15 protein-coding genes are annotated in these 18,248 nt (G+C 46.6%); 13 read left to right on the forward strand and 2 right to left on the reverse strand.

Features of this window, described 5'->3' with window-relative positions; all coding sequences use genetic code 11:
* Positions 1–12 precede the first annotated feature (12 nt).
* A complete protein-coding gene (locus BN3912_RS06365) occupies positions 13–744 on the forward strand; it encodes a YebC/PmpR family DNA-binding transcriptional regulator (RefSeq protein ID WP_023983146.1) in 732 nt (243 codons plus the stop codon).
* A 465-nt stretch (positions 745–1,209) separates the two neighbouring features.
* On the opposite strand, the gene BN3912_RS06370 is transcribed toward BN3912_RS06365, so the two are convergent.
* Complete coding sequence (locus BN3912_RS06370) at positions 1,210–2,085, reverse strand: AraC family transcriptional regulator (protein ID WP_064972276.1); 876 nt, start codon at positions 2,083–2,085, stop codon at positions 1,210–1,212.
* A gap of 120 nt (positions 2,086–2,205) precedes the next feature.
* Here BN3912_RS06370 and BN3912_RS12310 point away from each other — a divergent pair, with 120 nt between their 5' ends.
* The 4 genes from BN3912_RS12310 to guaA all read left to right on the forward strand — a co-directional run bounded on the left by BN3912_RS12310 (position 2,206) and on the right by guaA (position 6,686).
* On the forward strand, positions 2,206–2,379 hold the full coding sequence (locus BN3912_RS12310) for a hypothetical protein (protein WP_195906772.1): 174 nt from the start codon (positions 2,206–2,208) through the stop codon (positions 2,377–2,379).
* A gap of 90 nt (positions 2,380–2,469) precedes the next feature.
* Positions 2,470–4,014, forward strand: coding sequence for a RapZ C-terminal domain-containing protein (locus tag BN3912_RS06375; RefSeq protein WP_023983143.1), 1,545 nt, complete (start codon positions 2,470–2,472; stop codon positions 4,012–4,014).
* Positions 4,015–4,309: 295 nt separating this feature from the next.
* Positions 4,310–5,053, forward strand: coding sequence for a nucleotidyltransferase family protein (locus BN3912_RS06380; protein ID WP_036858917.1), 744 nt, complete (start codon positions 4,310–4,312; stop codon positions 5,051–5,053).
* Between the two features lie 88 nt (positions 5,054–5,141).
* Entirely contained in the window at positions 5,142–6,686 is a 1,545-nt protein-coding gene (guaA, locus tag BN3912_RS06385) for a glutamine-hydrolyzing GMP synthase (RefSeq protein WP_023983141.1), read from the forward strand.
* A 108-nt stretch (positions 6,687–6,794) separates the two neighbouring features.
* On the opposite strand, the gene BN3912_RS06390 is transcribed toward guaA, so the two are convergent.
* Positions 6,795–7,718, reverse strand: coding sequence for an energy transducer TonB (locus BN3912_RS06390; RefSeq protein WP_023983140.1), 924 nt, complete (start codon positions 7,716–7,718; stop codon positions 6,795–6,797).
* Positions 7,719–8,114: 396 nt separating this feature from the next.
* Here BN3912_RS06390 and BN3912_RS06395 point away from each other — a divergent pair, with 396 nt between their 5' ends.
* From BN3912_RS06395 to BN3912_RS06430, 8 genes are all read left to right on the forward strand, one after another.
* Positions 8,115–8,759, forward strand: a complete 645-nt coding sequence (locus BN3912_RS06395; RefSeq protein ID WP_023983139.1) for a radical SAM protein — start codon at positions 8,115–8,117, stop codon at positions 8,757–8,759.
* Positions 8,760–8,784: 25 nt separating this feature from the next.
* Positions 8,785–10,029: a phosphoserine phosphatase SerB gene (serB, locus tag BN3912_RS06400; RefSeq protein ID WP_064972277.1), complete on the forward strand. Its 1,245-nt coding sequence runs from the start codon at positions 8,785–8,787 to the stop codon at positions 10,027–10,029.
* Between the two features lie 30 nt (positions 10,030–10,059).
* On the forward strand, positions 10,060–11,124 hold the full coding sequence (locus BN3912_RS06405) for a glycerate kinase family protein (RefSeq protein ID WP_023983138.1): 1,065 nt from the start codon (positions 10,060–10,062) through the stop codon (positions 11,122–11,124).
* Between the two features lie 110 nt (positions 11,125–11,234).
* On the forward strand, positions 11,235–11,444 hold the full coding sequence (locus BN3912_RS06410; RefSeq protein WP_023983137.1) for a heavy-metal-associated domain-containing protein: 210 nt from the start codon (positions 11,235–11,237) through the stop codon (positions 11,442–11,444).
* Between the two features lie 59 nt (positions 11,445–11,503).
* On the forward strand, positions 11,504–13,426 hold the full coding sequence (locus BN3912_RS06415) for a heavy metal translocating P-type ATPase (RefSeq protein ID WP_023983136.1): 1,923 nt from the start codon (positions 11,504–11,506) through the stop codon (positions 13,424–13,426).
* Positions 13,427–13,896: 470 nt separating this feature from the next.
* Complete coding sequence (locus tag BN3912_RS06420) at positions 13,897–16,302, forward strand: glycoside hydrolase family 95 protein (RefSeq protein ID WP_036858914.1); 2,406 nt, start codon at positions 13,897–13,899, stop codon at positions 16,300–16,302.
* Between the two features lie 86 nt (positions 16,303–16,388).
* Complete coding sequence (gene miaA / locus BN3912_RS06425) at positions 16,389–17,333, forward strand: tRNA (adenosine(37)-N6)-dimethylallyltransferase MiaA (protein WP_023983134.1); 945 nt, start codon at positions 16,389–16,391, stop codon at positions 17,331–17,333.
* Positions 17,303–18,238, forward strand: coding sequence for a diacylglycerol/lipid kinase family protein (locus BN3912_RS06430; protein ID WP_023983133.1), 936 nt, complete (start codon positions 17,303–17,305; stop codon positions 18,236–18,238). Before miaA ends, BN3912_RS06430 begins: the two co-directional genes overlap by 31 nt.
* Positions 18,239–18,248: the final 10 nt, after the last annotated feature.

Here is an 18,248-nt window from a genome sequence, read left to right on the forward strand (position 1 = left end):
CAATAAACTTCAATGGGAAGAGCATTTGAATATCGTAAAGCAACAAAGCTAAAAAGATGGGGGCACATGGCCCGCACGTTCACAAAGATCGGCAAACAAATCGCTATTGCGGTGAAAGCCGGAGGGCCCGATCCGGAAAACAATCCGCATCTTCGCGCCATCATACAAACCGCAAAGCGCGAGAACATGCCGAACGACAACGTGCAGCGCGCCATTAAAAACGCGATGGGCAAGGATCAGAGCGAATATAAGGAAATGACGTACGAAGGATACGGCCCTCATGGGATCGCCATCTTTGTAGACGCTGCTACGGACAATACAACCCGAACGGTGGCGAACGTGCGCGCCGTTTTCAACAAATTCAGCGGCAACCTCGGCACAATGGGCTCGCTTTCCTTCCTGTTTGATCATAAATGCGTGTTCACGTTCAAGAAGAAAGACGGCGTAGACATGGATGAGCTGATACTTGAACTGATCGATTTCGGGGTAGACGATGATTACGACGTCGATGAGGAAGAGGGCGAAATTACCATCTACGGCGATCCGAAAAGCTTCGGCGACATTCAGAAATATCTCGAAGACAACGGTTTCGAAGTAAAAGGAGCCGAGTTTACGCGCATTCCGAACGATTTGAAAGACGTTACGCCGGAGCAGCGCGAGACGATCGACAAGATGGTAGATTTGCTTGAAGACGACGATGACGTGCAGAATGTCTACACGAACATGAAGCCGGCAGAAGAATAATCTTCATGGGGTATTCCCCGTTAGGTTTATAATTGGTGATAAGTTTTGCAGGTTGCCTCATACACGGGCAGCCTGCTTTTGTTTTCCGAAGAAATGCTTCGCACGGTGGGGGAGTAGCGCGCCCGCCGCAACCCTCGAAAGATTTTATGCGCAGGCGAGGAGCTTTCTTGGGCTGAAAATCTGTTTTACGTGCAGGCGATGGGGTTTCTCGGGCGAAAAATCAGTTTTGCGTGCAGGCGAGGGGCTCGTTTGTACTGAAAATCTGTTTTGCGCGCAATCGAGGGGCTCGCTCGGACTGAAAATCCGTTTTGCGCGCAGGCGAGGGGCTTTCTTGTGCTGAAAATTTGTTTTGTGCGCGGGCGAGGGGCTTGCTCGGGCTAAAAAATTGTTTTATGTGCAATCGAGGGGCTCGTTCGGACTGAAAATCCGTTTTATGCGCGGGATTATCATGAAGCGTTTGGGAAATTATTTTATTTTCTCCCTAAATTCCTTTGGCGTGACTCCCGTTTTCTTTTTGAATTTGGTGGAGAAGTAGCCCGAAGAATCGAAATTCAGCAGATAGGCAATTTCTTTGACGCTCATTTCCGAAGACGACAGCAGCTCCATGGCCCGTTGAAGCCGAAGCTCCTGCTGATACAGGGCGGGCGGAAATCCGGTATATGCCTTGAATAATTTGCGCAGGGTGGAGTAGCTCACGCCCAGCTCGGTGGCGATGTCTTGTATGGTTATGTCGGTCTGAAGGTTTTGTCTTATTTTTAGGCGGGCCTTGGTGATTAGTTCCACTTGTGCGGAATCTTTGTTGAAGAACATGTTTCGTTCGAGCGAATACACCAGCCCGATAAGATGGTTCACGATGCCGGCGAGCATCTGCTGCGAATATGCCTGCTCGCGGTTGGCCGTGTCTTGCGCCAGTTCGTACAGCCGGATGATATCGGCAGAATATCCTACGTGATAGATGGCTTTGGCGGGCGAGAGGAAGCCGCATGCCACGCGCTTGTCCATATTCTCTCCTTTGAAGCCGATCCAATAGCTTTTCCAGCCCGTTTGCGGCTGCGGGTGATACGAGTGCCACTCTCGGGGGAAAAGGAAGAAGATGTCGCCGGCCTTTATGGATACGTTTTTCAGGTGGGCTGAACTGAACGTGCCGCTGCCCTCGACGATATAGAGCATTTGATATTCGTTCAGTATTCTGCCTTTGTCGATGTGGAAGTAGTATCCGTCTGCGTGGCCGGTCGTCGGATAGGGTTCGTTTCGCTTTATTTCTTCGTAGCCCACGGTGCTTACGGTTAGTCCCCATTGCAGGTCTGTATCGTTGGCTATCAAGTATTTGTTCGTCTGCATAATGTTCGATTGCTAACGTGGCAAAGGTACTAAAAAGCGGATGAATAGGAGTAATAAAAGCAAAAAAACTTTCGGCATTCGCCGTACAACTCTCAACTTTTTAGTATCTTTGTCGGCAGTATGAAGCATAATATCGACTGGATACGCCTCGGAATATTTGTGATAGTTGCCGGCGGTTTGATTATTATTACCGGTTCTTTCGTGTTATCGCTTGCTATTTTCCTTCTGCTCTTTGTTGTGGAACACCTGATCGCGGCGTGGGATGAAAAACGGAAAAAGAATAAAGATTTGTAACAGAAAAAGCTGAAAAGAAGTGGGCGGACAGGATGCGAATGGAGAAAAGACCGGTATCGCTGCTGTTCCGCCGGTAAAATATTACCGTTTATGAGTGAGTTGAACGATTTATATTTAAAGTGGTCGGGGGCGCAGCCTGCAAATGTAGAGAAAATACCCGGCGCAGGTAGCAACCGCGCTTACTATCGTATGACCGACAATAAAGGCGAAACAGTGATTGGAGTCATAGGTACGAGCCGCGATGAAGACCACGCTTTCGTCTATTTAGCCAATCACTTCGCCACGAATCGGATACCTGTGCCCAGAGTGTTGGCGGTAAGCGCCGACGAGCTGTGCTATCTTCAGACCGACCTCGGCGACGTTTCTTTGTTTTCAGCCATACGTGGCGGGCGCGATGCAGGCGGCAGATATAACCAGCATGAGAAGCAATTGCTCATCAATACCATACGAGAACTGCCGAATATTCAGATACGCGGCGCCCACGGACTCGACTGGTCGAACTGCTATCCGCAGCCGGAATTTAACGAAGACAGCGTGCTTTTCGACCTTAATTACTTTAAGTATTGCTTTCTGAAAGCTACGGAACTCGATTTCCACGAACTTAAACTCGAGGCAAACTTCCGTATGTTTGCCAAAGACCTGACGGCAGAGAAGGGTGAGAGCTTTCTTTATCGCGATTTTCAGGCCCGAAATGTTATGCTCGATGCCCAAGGACATCCCTTTTTCATAGATTTTCAAGGTGGTAGGAAAGGGCCGTTCTATTACGATCTTGCCTCTTTTCTGTGGCAAGCTTCGGCACATTATCCTTTTAAATTGCGCAGAGAACTGGTTTACGAGTACTACAATTCGCTGAAGAACTATACCGAAGTGCCCACCGTAAGGCATTTCGTGGCGCGTCTTAACCTGTTCGTGCTCTTCCGGACATTACAAGTGCTGGGCGCATACGGCTTTCGCGGCTACTTTGAACACAAGAAACATTTTATTGATTCGATACCTGCAGCGATGCAGAATTTACGAGAACTGCTGAAGTTGAGTGCAGACGTCTTCCCTTATCCTTATATGATGGATATGTTGAAGCGGCTGACAGAGCTACCGCAATTCGCTATAGCCGAGAAACCCTTGGTGAATAGAGCCGACGGATACAAGATAACCGACAGCAAGGTATATCCTGCGAACCCGCTCGATGGGCCTGCAACGTTTTCGAAATATGATGGAAAAGGCCCTCTCGTGATCACCGTGTACAGTTTTTCCTATCATAAAGGACTGCCCGAAGATACTTCCGGCAACGGCGGAGGTTATGTGTTCGACTGTCGGGCTACGCATAATCCCGGGCGATATGAGCCATATAAAAAGCTTACAGGGCTCGACGAGCCCGTTATACGTTTCCTCGAAGACGACGGCGAGATACTTACGTTCTTGGAAAACGTGTACAAACTGGCCGATCACCACGTAAGGCGTTACATACAGCGCGGGTTCACGAGCCTGATGTTTTCGTTCGGTTGCACCGGCGGACAGCACCGGTCTGTGTACAGCGCGCAGCATTTAGCCGAGCATTTGCATGATAAATTCGGTGTCGAAGTGCATATCGTGCATCGCGAGCAAGGCATTTCACAGGTGCTTGAAGCAAAGAAATAAGCAAAGAAACAAAATATTTTCATCACATGGGCGGCAAAGATACATACCATCTTCGTCGCCCATGCTTTTTATATCTGTTTCCTTCATCAATCCCGACGGTCGAAAATATGTTGCATAGGCGACATGCCAGTTATCGATAGAGGCGACATCTAAGCCGGATAAAAATGCTGTCTATGCCCGATAAAAGCACTATATATCGTTTACATTTCGCGCCTCTTCTTTTTATATCTTGTTTATGAAACTTTTTGCAGACTGAAATATATTCGCTATCTTTGCATGCATTAAAGACATTTCTATGATGCAAGCAATGATTTTTGCGGCCGGATTGGGCACACGCCTCAAGCCTATCACCGATACGATACCCAAAGCGTTGGTAAAGGTGGGCGGTGAGCCGTTGCTGAAGTATGTGATCATGGAAATGAAAAGTGCCGGCTTTGAAAGAATTGTCGTAAACATACACCATTTTGCCGACCAAATCATAGACTATTTAAGGACAAATAATAATTTCGGACTGGACATCTGTGTGAGTGATGAGCGCGAAATGTTGCTCGATACCGGCGGAGGTGTCAAAAAAGCTATGCACTTTTTCGATGCCAATAGCCCAATCTTAATTCATAATGTGGATATTCTAAGCAACGTAGACCTTAAATGTATTTACGAAGAAGGGCGAAATGCCGATGCTACGTTGCTTGTCAGTCGGCGAAAAACCAAACGTTATCTGCTTTTCTCCAAAGATGCTTCTCGCTTTCTGAAAGGGTGGACGAACGTCGAGACGGGCGAAGTAAAGAGCTCATACGAAGGATTCGATCCCGCGTCCTGCGATATGTATGCCTTTAGCGGCATACATGTACTTTCTCCGTCTCTGTTTCCTTGTATGGAAGAAATGCCGAGCAAATTCGGTATTGTAGACTTTTATCTGAAATGGTGTAGCCGTTATTCCGTTCACGGATGCGTGAAGGAAGACTTGAAATTGCTGGATGTAGGAAAATTAGACTCGCTGCACGAGGCAGACAGCTTTTTGAAAGAACTAAATAAGTAAATATATATTATGGCCCGAGCAAGGCTTCCTGTCGGCTTTCGTCTGCAGAGTAGAGCGTGGTGTGAGGCTTTTAAATTCATTTTATATTATGCAACAGAAGATTATAATTCTTGATTTCGGTTCGCAAACAACGCAGCTCATCGGCCGACGGGTGCGCGAACTGGATACCTTCTGCGAAATTCTTCCTTACAATAAGTTCCCAAAGAACGATCCTTCTGTAATCGGAGTAATCCTGAGTGGTTCGCCCTATTCCGTGCACGATAAGGAGGCTTTCAAGTGCGATTTGGGCGATTTCATCGGTAAATATCCCGTGCTCGGCATCTGTTATGGTGCGCAGTTCATTGCTTATGCCAACGGCGGAAAGGTGGAACAGACGGGCGTTCGCGAATACGGACGGGCAAACTTGCAGCAGTTCGATGCCAGAAATCCACTGTTCAAAGGCTTTGATGAAAACTCACAAGTATGGATGAGTCATGGCGATACCATTACTGCAATTCCGCAAGATTGCCATGTCATCGCCTCTACGGCCGACGTAAAATTCGCCGCTTATGCCGGTTCGTCGGTCCCGTTATGGGCGGTTCAGTTTCATCCGGAGGTGTTTCATACCACACAAGGTAAAACACTGCTCCGTAACTTTGTCGTAGATATCTGCCATTCCCGTCAGGAATGGAGCCCTTCTTCATTCGTTGAAACAACCGTAAAAGAGCTTAAAGAACAATTAGGCAATGATCGTGTTATCCTCGGACTGTCGGGCGGAGTAGACTCTTCGGTGTGTGCCACGCTTCTGAACAAGGCCATCGGCAGTAATCTTACGTGTATATTCGTGGATCACGGTATGCTTCGAAAAAACGAGTTCCGTAAGGTTATGGACGCTTATCAGGGCTTGGGACTCCACGTGATAGGCATAGATGTAAGCAAAAAGTTCTTTGACGACCTCGCTGGAGTTACCGATCCGGAGCAAAAACGCAAGATTATAGGGCACGATTTTGTAGAGGTTTTCAATGCTGAAGCTAAGAAAATAACCGATGCCAAGTGGCTTGCACAAGGAACGATCTATCCGGATAGGATCGAAAGTCTTAGCATCACGGGCATGACTATTAAGAGTCATCATAACGTAGGAGGCCTGCCTAAGGAGATGAAATTGCAACTTTGCGAACCTTTACAGTGGCTCTTTAAGGACGAAGTGCGGCGTGTGGGACGCGAATTGGGTATGCCCGAGCGGCTTATCAAGCGCCATCCGTTCCCCGGACCGGGCTTAGCAGTGCGCATACTTGGTGATATTACGCCCGAAAAAGTCCGCATTTTGCAGGATGCAGACGATATTTATATCAAGGCGATGCATGACTATATTTGCGACGACGGCACAAGTTTGTACGACAAAGTGTGGCAGGCAGGTACCGTATTGTTGTCGACTATCCGCAGCGTAGGTGTCATGGGTGACGAACGGACATACGAACATCCAGTGGCATTGCGTGCGGTTACGAGTCAAGATGCTATGACTGCGGACTGGGCACACCTACCTTTTGACTTCATGGCGAAAGTTTCTAACGAGATTATCAATAAAGTGAAAGGCGTCAATCGTGTGTGTTACGACATCTCGTCGAAACCGCCTTCGACTATCGAATGGGAGTAATCGTTGCCTTTTCTCCGAGGAATAGCGAGGAAGAAGATAAAGGATGAAAGAAGAGGGAGGAGAGATTAACGCCACTAATCTCTCCTCCCTCTTCTTTTATTTTACATCTTAAAACTCCACCGATACGTTGTGTTCTACCCTTACTACTTTGCCATCGTGAGTGCCGGGCAGCCATTTAGGCATGCTGTTGACGATGCGTAAGGCCTCTTTGTCGAGCAACGGATCGACCGATCGTAATATTTTAACATCGCTAAGCGATCCGTCTCGTTCCACAATAAAGTTCACAACAACGCGTCCGTGTATATCGCTATCGCCATTAGGATAACGAAGATTGTCGGTAATATATTTCGTCAAAGCCTGTAATCCTCCTTGAAATTGAGGGCTGTTTTCCACATATAAGTACACCGGATTGGTCGGATCGTCGCCCTTTTTATTTCGAATAGCGGCCGGAGCCTGTATTTCTCCCGTGATTATATAAGAGGGAACGCCTTTGTATTCGGCTGTCTCTGCCGCGTTACATGCATTGGTTGTGTCGGTTATGGTTGTATTAGGTTTTATTTCAATGTCGCCAGTTAGTATATTCTCCGGTGGGAAAAACTCTGTTTTTCCATGCCTATTTCTTTTCTGCTTATGATTGACAGCGATTTCAGGAGGTGTAAACCTTACCATTGTCCTGATGGGATTGCCGGATGGAGATGCAATATTACCATCGATATCCCCCGTTGCTATCCGGGTTCTTTCTACCACAGTTTCCGTCTTATTCTTTGCTTTAGATGCCTTAGGCCTTTCGTGACAGGCCGTCAGCGATGCCATTCCTACAGACAGTCCGAGCAATGTAACGGCTTTACCTGCCATACGTCGCATGTCCAGTTCGCGCTCTATAAACCTTACTTCGGCCTCACACGCCGGACAGGTGCCTCGGCATTCGCCCTTGAAACGGCAGGGCGTAGGGGCATATCCTATACCGTTGGCATCGGCAATCTGTTTACGTATCTGTTTCAATACGTTGCAAATGCTTCTTCCTTTTGCCATAATGTTTAATTTAAATGTAATGTGTAAAATTCTTACATATAATGAATAACGGTCTTATCAATATGCTCTAAAGATGATAGGCATATCATTTTTCGGTTACAAAGATAAGCAAAAAGCGGTTTTATGTCAACAGATTGTCTGCTGTTGACACAATGTTATCGCGTTATATTATTGATAATAAAAGGATTAATAATTCTACTGTATTATATTCTGACACATCGAATGCCATATTAATATGGCAGTATCTTCTTTGTTTTTCTTTGGAGGGAGCGGGGAGAGGTAGGCCGTCTTTTGCTTTTATTCTATAAAATAACCATTTGAAGGTTTGCGTAATTCTACAATAAACACTATATTTGTGGCGGTAAATATTTACGGAACAAATGTTTTAAAAGGTATATGGACGGGCAAAACAATACCGTGCGAACATACGAAATGGCATCATTGATCGGTATCGACCGGCACAGGTTGACTACCGACGGCATAGGAGTAACCACGCTGGTTGCCTTTCATGGCTGTCCGTTGCGATGCAAATTCTGCCTTAATGAACAGTGTCTTGCGCCCGAAGGAATATGGGAATATTATACTACCAAGCAGCTTCTCGAGGCCGTGATGGTAGATAATATGTACTTTCTTGCCACGGGTGGGGGTATTACATTCGGCGGCGGTGAGCCCTTATTGCGTAGCCATTTCATCAAAGAGTTTTGTATCTTAATGCCCAAAACGTGGCACATAACGTTGGAAACAAGTCTGAATGTGCCCCTCAAGCATTTGCAGGAGGTGGCTCCTTTCATAGGAAACTATATCGTAGACATTAAGGATATGGATGCTGAAGTGTATAAATCGTACACTACTTTAAGCAATATACGGGTGAAAGATAACCTGCGTTGGCTCGTTGCACAGGGCATGGCAGACCGCGTAACGGTACGTATTCCGCTGATACCCGACCATAACGACGACGCTTTTCGTAACAAAAGCGAGCATGAATTGCGCGATATGGGCTACTTAAGTTTCGATAAATTCGATTATATCAGGAAAAATTAATCATCATCAATCGGTTATATAAAAGATGGAAGATACATCAATAAAAGAAGAACAGATACTTGTTCGTATTACTGGACAGGACAGACCGGGCCTTACGGCATCGGTTATGGAGATATTGGCAGGGCAGGGTGCGCAGGTTCTGGATATCGGTCAGGCCGATATCCATAGTACTCTGTCGCTCGGAATTCTTATCCGCATCGACGACATACATTCCGGACAGGTAATGAAGGAGTTGCTTTTCAAGGCTTCGGAACTTGGAGTAAACATCGGTTTCGAGCCCATATCAGACGGTAAATACGAGGATTGGGTAAGCCAACAGGGTAAGAATCGCTACATTCTTACTATCATCGGGCGCCGTTTGTCGGCACGCCAAATTGCGGCAACCACAAAGGTTATCGCCGGTCAAGGGCTGAATATCGACTCCATTCTGCGCCTAAGTGGACGCGTAAGTATTAAGAATCCGAGCCGTAATGTGCGTGCATGTATAGAGTTTTCACTGCGCGGTACTCCCGATAACCGTGCCTTGTTGCAGAAAGATTTGATGAACCTGTCGTCGGAGATGGGGATGGATTTCTCTTTTCAAAAGGATGATATGTACCGGCGTATGCGCCGTTTGATATGCTTCGATATGGACTCTACACTCATCCAAACAGAGTGCATCGACGAATTGGCGGCACGTGCAGGGGTGGGAGAGCAGGTAAGAGCCATCACCGAACGTGCCATGCGAGGCGAGATAGACTTTAAGGAAAGCTTCAAAGAGCGTGTGGCTTTACTGAAAGGACTTGATGTGAGTGTCATGAAGGAGATAGCAGAAAGCATGCCGGTTACGGAAGGTGTCGACAGATTAATGTCTGTATTGAAGCGCTGCGGGTATAAGATTGCCATTTTGAGCGGTGGTTTTACCTATTTCGGAGAGTTCCTGCAACGGCGTTATGGTATTGACTATGTGTATGTAAACGAACTGGAAATCGACGAAAACGGTAAGCTTACGGGGCGCTATGTAGGCGAGATTGTGGACGGACAGCGTAAGGCCGAGTTGCTGAAACTTATTGCTCAGGTGGAGAAAGTGAACCTTGCGCAGACTATAGCCGTGGGAGATGGTGCCAACGACCTGCCCATGATATCCGAAGCGGGATTAGGTATAGCTTTCCATGCCAAGCCACGTGTTGTGGCTAATGCACAGCAATCGCTCAATACTATGGGCTTGGATGGCGTGTTATATTTCCTTGGTTTCAAAGACAGTTATCTCGGCGATCAAGGACGTTTGTAGGGACTTACGTACACAGACTGTAGAAATCGCATGAATATCGTTCTTGCTATAGACTCTTTCAAAGGCTGTTTAACGACGGTAGAGGCTGAAATTGCTGCAGCAGAAGGGGCGAAGCAGGCGGTAAAGGAAGCAAATGTTACGGCTGTGCCCATGTCGGATGGTGGCGACGGGATGCTCGAAGTCTTTGCTCATGCGCTGCATGCAAAGCTCGTAGAAGTCGATGTGCACGATGCACTGATGCGATCTGTGCGTGCTAAATATGCCGTTACGTCGGACGAAACGGCAATCATAGAAGCGGCGCAGGCATGCGGTATCGCTCTTATATCACCTGAAGAACGCGATGCGGAACATGCTACATCGTTTGGAGTCGGTGAACTCATCAATGCTGCGTGGTACAGAGGGTGCCGTCGTTTCATCGTTGGATTGGGCGGGAGTGCCACGTCTGACTGTGGTATGGGGATGCTTTCGGCACTCGATACGGCAATAAGTATGGAGTCGGAACCGTTGGATATTGTTCTTGCATCCGATGTCAAAAACCCGCTTTACGGTAAGAATGGCGCGGCATTCGTATATGCCATGCAGAAAGGGGCTACTGCGGAACAGGTCGAAAGGTTAGACATGAAGGCACGGCAATTTGCTTCCGAGTCTGCAAAATTATTGGGACGAGACCTTTCCATGGCACAAGGTGCAGGCGCGGCCGGCGGACTTGGCTACGCTTTCATGCAGTATTTGGGGGCGAAAATGCAGTCAGGAGCGGAACTGTTGCTACGACTTACCGGTTTCGACACCATTCTGCAAACTGCCGATTATGTAATAACAGGCGAGGGAAATGCCGATTGTCAGACCTTAATGGGTAAGCTCCCGAGCGTGATTTTGCATCATGCAAAAGCAGCAGAAGTGCCGATTTGGCTTATCGCGGGCAGTATATCGGATCGTGAAAGATTGCTCGCAGCAGGTTTCGATCGTGCAGAGAGCATCAATCCTCCCAATATCTCTCTGTCCGAGGCCATGCATCCGAAGACGGCAAAGCGCAACATTAGCACAACCGTATGCCGATTGTTGCGGGAAGAAATGGTACGTATGCAGAACCGATAGATACGAAACGGACTTTACAGGAATATTACAATTCTTTTCCATAATACTGTAACACAGGTGTCCTCTCTTTGTTGTATCTTTGCTATTGCAAACATATAATATGGAGAAATATGAAAACTAAAACATTTAAAGTAAACGGAATGGCCTGCGATCATTGCAGGACAAAGGTGGAAAAAAGACTTTCTTGCCTCGTTGGAATAGAGAAAGCAGAGGCTAATTTGAGCGATAAAAGCGTTACGGTAACTTACGATGACGAGCTTACAAAACCCGAATACATGAAGAAAGCCGTAGACGAAATAGGCTACGACCTGCAGCTTTGAATCTTTGGAGATGCTTCTTTGACCGGTAAAATAACGTTTTCAGAAAGGATAATAATATGATGGAAAAGAGAACGATACCCGTTATCGGGATGGCATGTGCATCGTGTTCCGCCAACGTGGAGCGCAAGTTAAACTCTTTGGAGGGCGTAACATCAGCTTCGGTAAGCCTTCCCGGACGGTCTGCCTTAGTGGAGTACGATCCGAAAACCATATCTCTTCAAAAGATGAAAGACGAGATCAACGGCATCGGATACGACTTGGTAATCGAAGAAGACCGCAGTGTTACGGAAATACTTCGCCGCGAATACGTGCTTTTACGCCATAAAGTAATTCTGTCGTGGATATTTGCTGTGGCAGTTATGTCGATATCTATGGGGTGGTGGCATGTAGGTTCGCGCGACGTTATCAATCAGTTTGCCATGATTATAGCACTGCTGAACATGGTTTATTGCGGGCGACAATTCTATGTTACATCATGGAAACAGCTGCGCCACGGCACGGCAAATATGGACGTATTGGTAGCATTGAGCACCGCTATAGCATTCCTTTTCAGCACGTTCAACACCTTCTTCGGCGATGCAGTGTGGACCTCTCGCGGTATTGAGTGGCATACCTATTTCGATGCATCGGTAATGATAATCACATTTGTGCTTACAGGAAGGATGCTTGAAGAGCGTGCCAAGAACAGTACAGCATCGAGTATTCGGGAGTTGATGGGCCTTGCTCCGAAAACGGTACATAGTGTTACGGCCGACGGAGTGACGAATGTACCGCTTTCGACCATTAAAGTAGGTGATATTATTGAGGTGTATGCAGGTGAAAAAGTGCCTGTAGACGGTGAGGTGACAGAGGCTAATAGCTTCATGTGTGCCACAGGTGTGTACATTGATGAGGCCATGATCACGGGCGAACCTACACCTGTATTGAAGCAAAAAGGCGACAACGTGCTCGCCGGAACTATCCTCCAACAGGGTACATTCCGCTTCCGAGCCCGGCAAATCGGCGAGAATACGGCGCTGGCACATATCATACGTATGGTGCAGGAGGCACAAAGTTCTAAAGCACCCGTACAGCGTACGGTAGACAAAGTAGCGATGGTGTTCGTTCCCATAGTAGCGGGAATAGCGTTACTCACATTTGCTTTGTGGCTTATCATTGCCGGATGGTCTCACATGCCGCAGGCTATAGTTTCGGCAGTGAGTGTGCTTGTCATTGCTTGTCCGTGCGCAATGGGGCTCGCAACGCCCACTGCATTGATGGTAGGCATAGGGAAGGCGGCGCATAGGAATATCCTGATCAAAGACGCTACGGCCTTGGAAGCGCTCCGTAATGTAAACGCGATGGTGGTAGACAAGACGGGTACGCTTACGATACCCAATCTGAATGTTGACTTTACCAAGGCAAACGACATGAAACCCGAGGAACGCGAAACGCTTAAACCCCATGCACGTGAGGCCATAGAAATGCTCGGAAAGCAAGGAGTAGACGTGTATATGATGAGCGGAGATAAGGAAGAAGCCGCCAAATACTGGGCTGAAAAGGCGGGAATAAGGCATTATCGGAGTAATGTAGCGGCCAAAGACAAGGAAAATCTGGTGCGTAAACTGCAGCAAGAAGGTAAGACTGTGGCCATGATGGGTGATGGAATTAACGACACGCAGGCATTGGCAACGGCCGATGTAAGTATAGCTATGGGGCGTGGAACCGATGTTGCGATGGATGTGGCACAGGTTACGTTGATGGGAGATGACCTACGTAATGTTTCCGATGCTATACGATTGAGCAAAAAGACCGTGCGGATGATTTACGAAAACCTATTCTGGGCGTTTGTCTACAACCTTGTTTGTATTCCGTTGGCGGCAGGTCTGCTCTATCTGTTCGGTATCGATTTCCAGATTACACCTACTTGGGCGAGCGCCTTAATGGCATTCAGCAGTGTGAGTGTAATACTTAACAGCTTGAGACTTAGGTATATGGATTAACGATATTCGAGCTTTTATTAAAAGACAAACAGGCTGTCTTCCGCATCTTGTTTGTTCTATTGCAGAGACGAGACATAAAAGGTGTTACAGACAGACCTTTTGTGTTTCGCCTCTGTTTTATCATTATTGCAAAGACACCCGTTACGTCTTGTTTTATTAAGCGGTATATGTGTGTCGGTTAGATGCATGGTCTGTGCGGAATAAATATATGAAGTATCGAAGATAGATGACGTGTTATGTTTTGCGATCTCTCATCCCTATTCCTTCCTCCCTCATCCTTTATGTCGTTTCATTTGTAAAAACTATTCGTAAAACACTTGTGTATATCGTAATTTTTAATGAACTTTGTAGAGAATGAACCGCCGATGTACGAAAGGCGTACCTATTGATTAAATATAACCATCGATATGAACAAAATCTTTTTATGTTGTGTCTGTATGCTTTTTTGCCATCCTGTACAAGTTGCAAGCATGGATGATGGCGCCGCAATGCCGGTCGTGTTGTCCGAATACACCTGCTATCCGGCTACTTATTATGCGCCTTCTCACCCGATGACTCTATGGTATACGGCGCCTGTTACAGCTATGCAGGTGGACGATCCGTGGCAAGAATATGCCTTGCCGATAGGAAACGGACAGCTGGGAGCAATGATCTATGGCGGAATACGACAAGATATAGTTCAGTTCAACGAGAAAACTCTTTGGACCGGAAGTGCCGAAGAACGGGGCTCTTATCAAAACTTCGGTGCGCTGGTGATAGAACATATCGGCGGTTCTTACGATAGGCGTGGCGTGTATAATTATTACCGCAACCTCGATCTTAGCAATGCCACGGCCGTTGCATCGTGGTCTACTGCCGACGGCGATACCGTTTATACCCGAGAATATATAGCAAGTAATCCTGCACAGTGTGTGGTTATCCACATAAAAGCATCTGTCCCGAGAGCGATAAACAACCGCTTTTATCTGAACGATGTACACGGGCGGGAAACTTATTATCAAGGTAAAGAAGGTATGTTTGCCGGAAAGTTGACGACTGTAAGTTACTGTGCCCGGATGAAAGTGGCAGCTGTAGGTGGAACGGTGACAACAACAAATGATGGTATCGTGGTAAAACATGCCGACGAAGTGATGGTAGTACTTGCTGCCGGTACCGATTATAACGCCGTTGCACCGAGCTATATAAGCCACACGACATTATTGCCGTCGCGAATAAAGAATACGGTTGACAGTGCTGTTTCTATGGGATGGCAGGCGTTGTATAGCCGGCATGTGGAAGATTACAAGGCATTTTACGACCGTACAGACTTGCAATTGGGCGGCGTAACCAATACGATACCGACGGATAAACTGATAGATGGCTATGCCGAAAACTACGAACACGACAATCGTTACCGATTGATAGAGCAACTTTACTTTCAGTATGGGCGCTATCTGCTTATCTCATCGTCGCGCGGCATAGACCTTCCGAATAATCTGCAAGGCATTTGGAACAACAGTAACGAGCCTGCTTGGCAGTGCGATATGCACGCAGATATCAATGTACAGATGAATTATTGGCTTGCTAACAGTACGAACCTTTCCGAGATGAACGAGAAGTTATTGAACTACATCTATAATATGGCACTCGTACAACCGCAATGGAAATCGTATGCCCGTGTGCGTTTAAGGCAACAAAACGGGTGGGCTTGTTTTACTGAAAATAATATCTTCGGGCATTGCACCGCGTGGCAAAACAACTATTGCGCGGCAGGTGCGTGGCTCTGTGCGCACCTTTGGCAGCATTACCGCTACACGCTCGACCGTGAATTTCTGCTACATAAGGCTCTTCCGGTGATGGTCAGCCAGTGCGAGCTCTGGTTGGAAAGGCTCGTAAAAGCCACCGACGGAACTTATGAATGTCCCGATGAGTATTCGCCGGAGCACGGTCCGGGAACGGAAAGTGCCCCGGGTGTGTATGCCATTAAGCCCGAAAATGCCACGGCTCATGCCCAACAACTTGTAAAAAATCTCTTTTCTGCTACGCTGAAAGCTATCAGTATCGTCGGTAACAAGGCAGCCTGTGTAGATAGAATGTTTGTAAAGGCACTGAAAGAAAGGCTTCTTGGTTTGGATACAGGTTTGCATAATGAGGTGTATACGGGGGAATGGGGCAACGTGTATAACGGTGTAACGGCGGGAGACAGTATTCTTCGCGAGTGGAAATATACTGACTATGCCGACGGTAATGGGAAAGAACGCGATCACAGGCACCTTTCACACCTGATGGAGCTATATCCGCTCGATGGTATCTCGCCGAAGAGTCCTTATTTCCTGCCGGCTGTAAATTCCTTGCGCCTACGGGGTATCCAGTCTCAGGGATGGTCTATGGGGTGGAAAATCAACCTTTGGGCACGAGCATTCGATGGAGATGTTTGTGCTAAGATATTCAAAATGGCCTTTCAGCATTCCAAATATTACACGCTTAACATGTCGCCCGAGGCAGGTGGAATATATTATAACATGCTGGATGCCCATTCCCCGTTTCAGATAGACGGTAATTTCGGTGTAGCTGCAGGTATGGCTGAAATGTTGTTGCAAAGCTGTACGGACACGATACACCTGCTTCCGGCACTGCCGAAAATATGGCCTGAAGGAACTGTGAGAGGGTTATGTGCCGTCAATCGGTTCGAGATAAGTGAAACATGGGCGGATATGCAGCTCACAGAGGTAACGGTTAAATCGCTCGGCGGTATGAGATGTAGATTATATTATCGGGGAATGGGATATGCAAAAATTACAGATAAGAATGGCAGGATGCCGAAATTGAGAAAGAAAACGGCCGATTACGTAGAATTTGATACGGATAAAGGGAACATATATAGGATATGTTTCTGACATAAGAACACGATACGTTTACCGTATTTAATTCTTTTTTATACAAAACGATGGCACTATGAGTTTTTTTCAGTAAGTTTGTAACCATGAAAATGATAACCATACTCGGGCCTACAGCAAGCGGAAAGACGGCACTTGCTGCCGCTCTGTCGGCTAAAATCGGTGCAGAAATTATCAGTGCAGACAGTAGGCAGGTGTACAAGCGTATGGATGTAGGCACGGGAAAAGATTTGGACGATTATACTGTGGGTGGGGTAAAAGTGCCTTATCACCTTATAGATATAGCGGAACCCGGTACGAAGTATAACCTTTTCAGATACCAGCAAGACTTTAAGACGGTGTATGATGATTTGACAAAACAAGGTGTTACGCCCGTTTTATGTGGCGGTACCGGCTTGTATATCGAGGCCGTGTTGAAAGGATATGCACTTTCTCCCGTTCCGCAGAATACGGTGTTGCGCGAACAGTTGGCTGGAAAATCGTTGCTTGAACTTACATCTATGCTCGAAGAATTGAAATGTAAGACCGGTTCAAATATGCATAACCGGTCGGATGTAGACACTGTACAGCGTGCGATAAGAGCTATCGAGATAGAAACTTATAACTTGGAACACCCTACGCAAGAGCGGGTGATGCCGCCGATAGACTCTTTAATTGTCGGTGTAAGTATCGGGCGGGAGCAACGTAGAGAAAGAATAACGGCCCGATTGAGGCAACGTCTCGACGAAGAAGGTATGGTAAACGAGATCAAGGCATTGCTCGATAGCGGCGTAGATGCCGAAGATTTAATTTACTACGGATTGGAATATAAGTTCGTAACAGAATATCTGATTGGCACAATCACGTATGAAGAGATGTTCAGAGAGCTTGAGATTGCCATTCATCAGTTTGCCAAACGGCAGATGACATGGTTTAGAGGCATGGAAAGGCGTGGTTTTACGATACATTGGATTGATGCCTTGTTGCCTTTGGACGAAAAAATAAAACAGATAGAACGACTATGGCAGGGAACAGTTTACGGTGGGGAGTGATTTATTGTCCTAAATCAACGGCGCGAAATGCACGGAAAAGATGGAATAGGATAGAGAAATGTCTTGATGAGCAGGATATACAATACGATTATGTGTATAGTGAAAGCTCGGAAAGTGTGGAAAGACTCGTCACTATGATGATCAATAACGGCTACAAGACTATTGTGATAGCAGGGGGAGACTCTGCCTTGAATGATGCTGCAAACTGCTTAATGCGCGAAGAAAGAGCCGTTAGAGAGAGTATCTCGTTAGGTGTTATCCCTTGTGGGGTAATGAATGATTTTGCCCATTTCTGGAATTTAAAGGAAGGAGAGGAAGATATTGCCATTGCCCAATTGAAGAAACATCGTGTGCGCAGAATAGATTTGGGCTGCATAAGATATAAGAATAAGCATGACGAGGCTTGTCATCGTTATTTTTTGAATTGTGTAAATGTTGGATTGGTTGCCTCGATAATGAACCTTCGCAGGCAGACGAAACGTATTTTCGGTTCACGAACATTATCGTTTCTATTCTCTTTTATACTGCTTATTTTTCAGCGTATGGAGTATAAAATGCGCATTAAAATCAATACAGACTCGATACATCGTAGTGTTATGACTATGTGTGTGGGCAATGCTTTAGGCTATGGACAGACGCCAAATGCCGTTCCTTATAACGGTTTACTTGATGTTTCTGTGGTGTACCATTCTGAGATGATGCAGCTGTTCGGAGGTATCTATCTCTTTTTACAGGGGAAAATTTTAAATCATAAGGGAGTGTACCCTTATCGCACATATAAAGTAATGGTTGAAGACTCGCATCGTGCGCCCGTTTGTATAGACGGACGACTGATGAATACGCCCGTGGGAGCGTTTACATTAACGGTAGAACAGGAAGTTATCAACTTCCTTATTCCCGATTGAAAAAGAAAGG

The organism is Prevotella phocaeensis, from assembly GCF_900065875.1.
Taxonomy (GTDB): Bacteria; Bacteroidota; Bacteroidia; order Bacteroidales; family Bacteroidaceae; genus Prevotella; species Prevotella phocaeensis.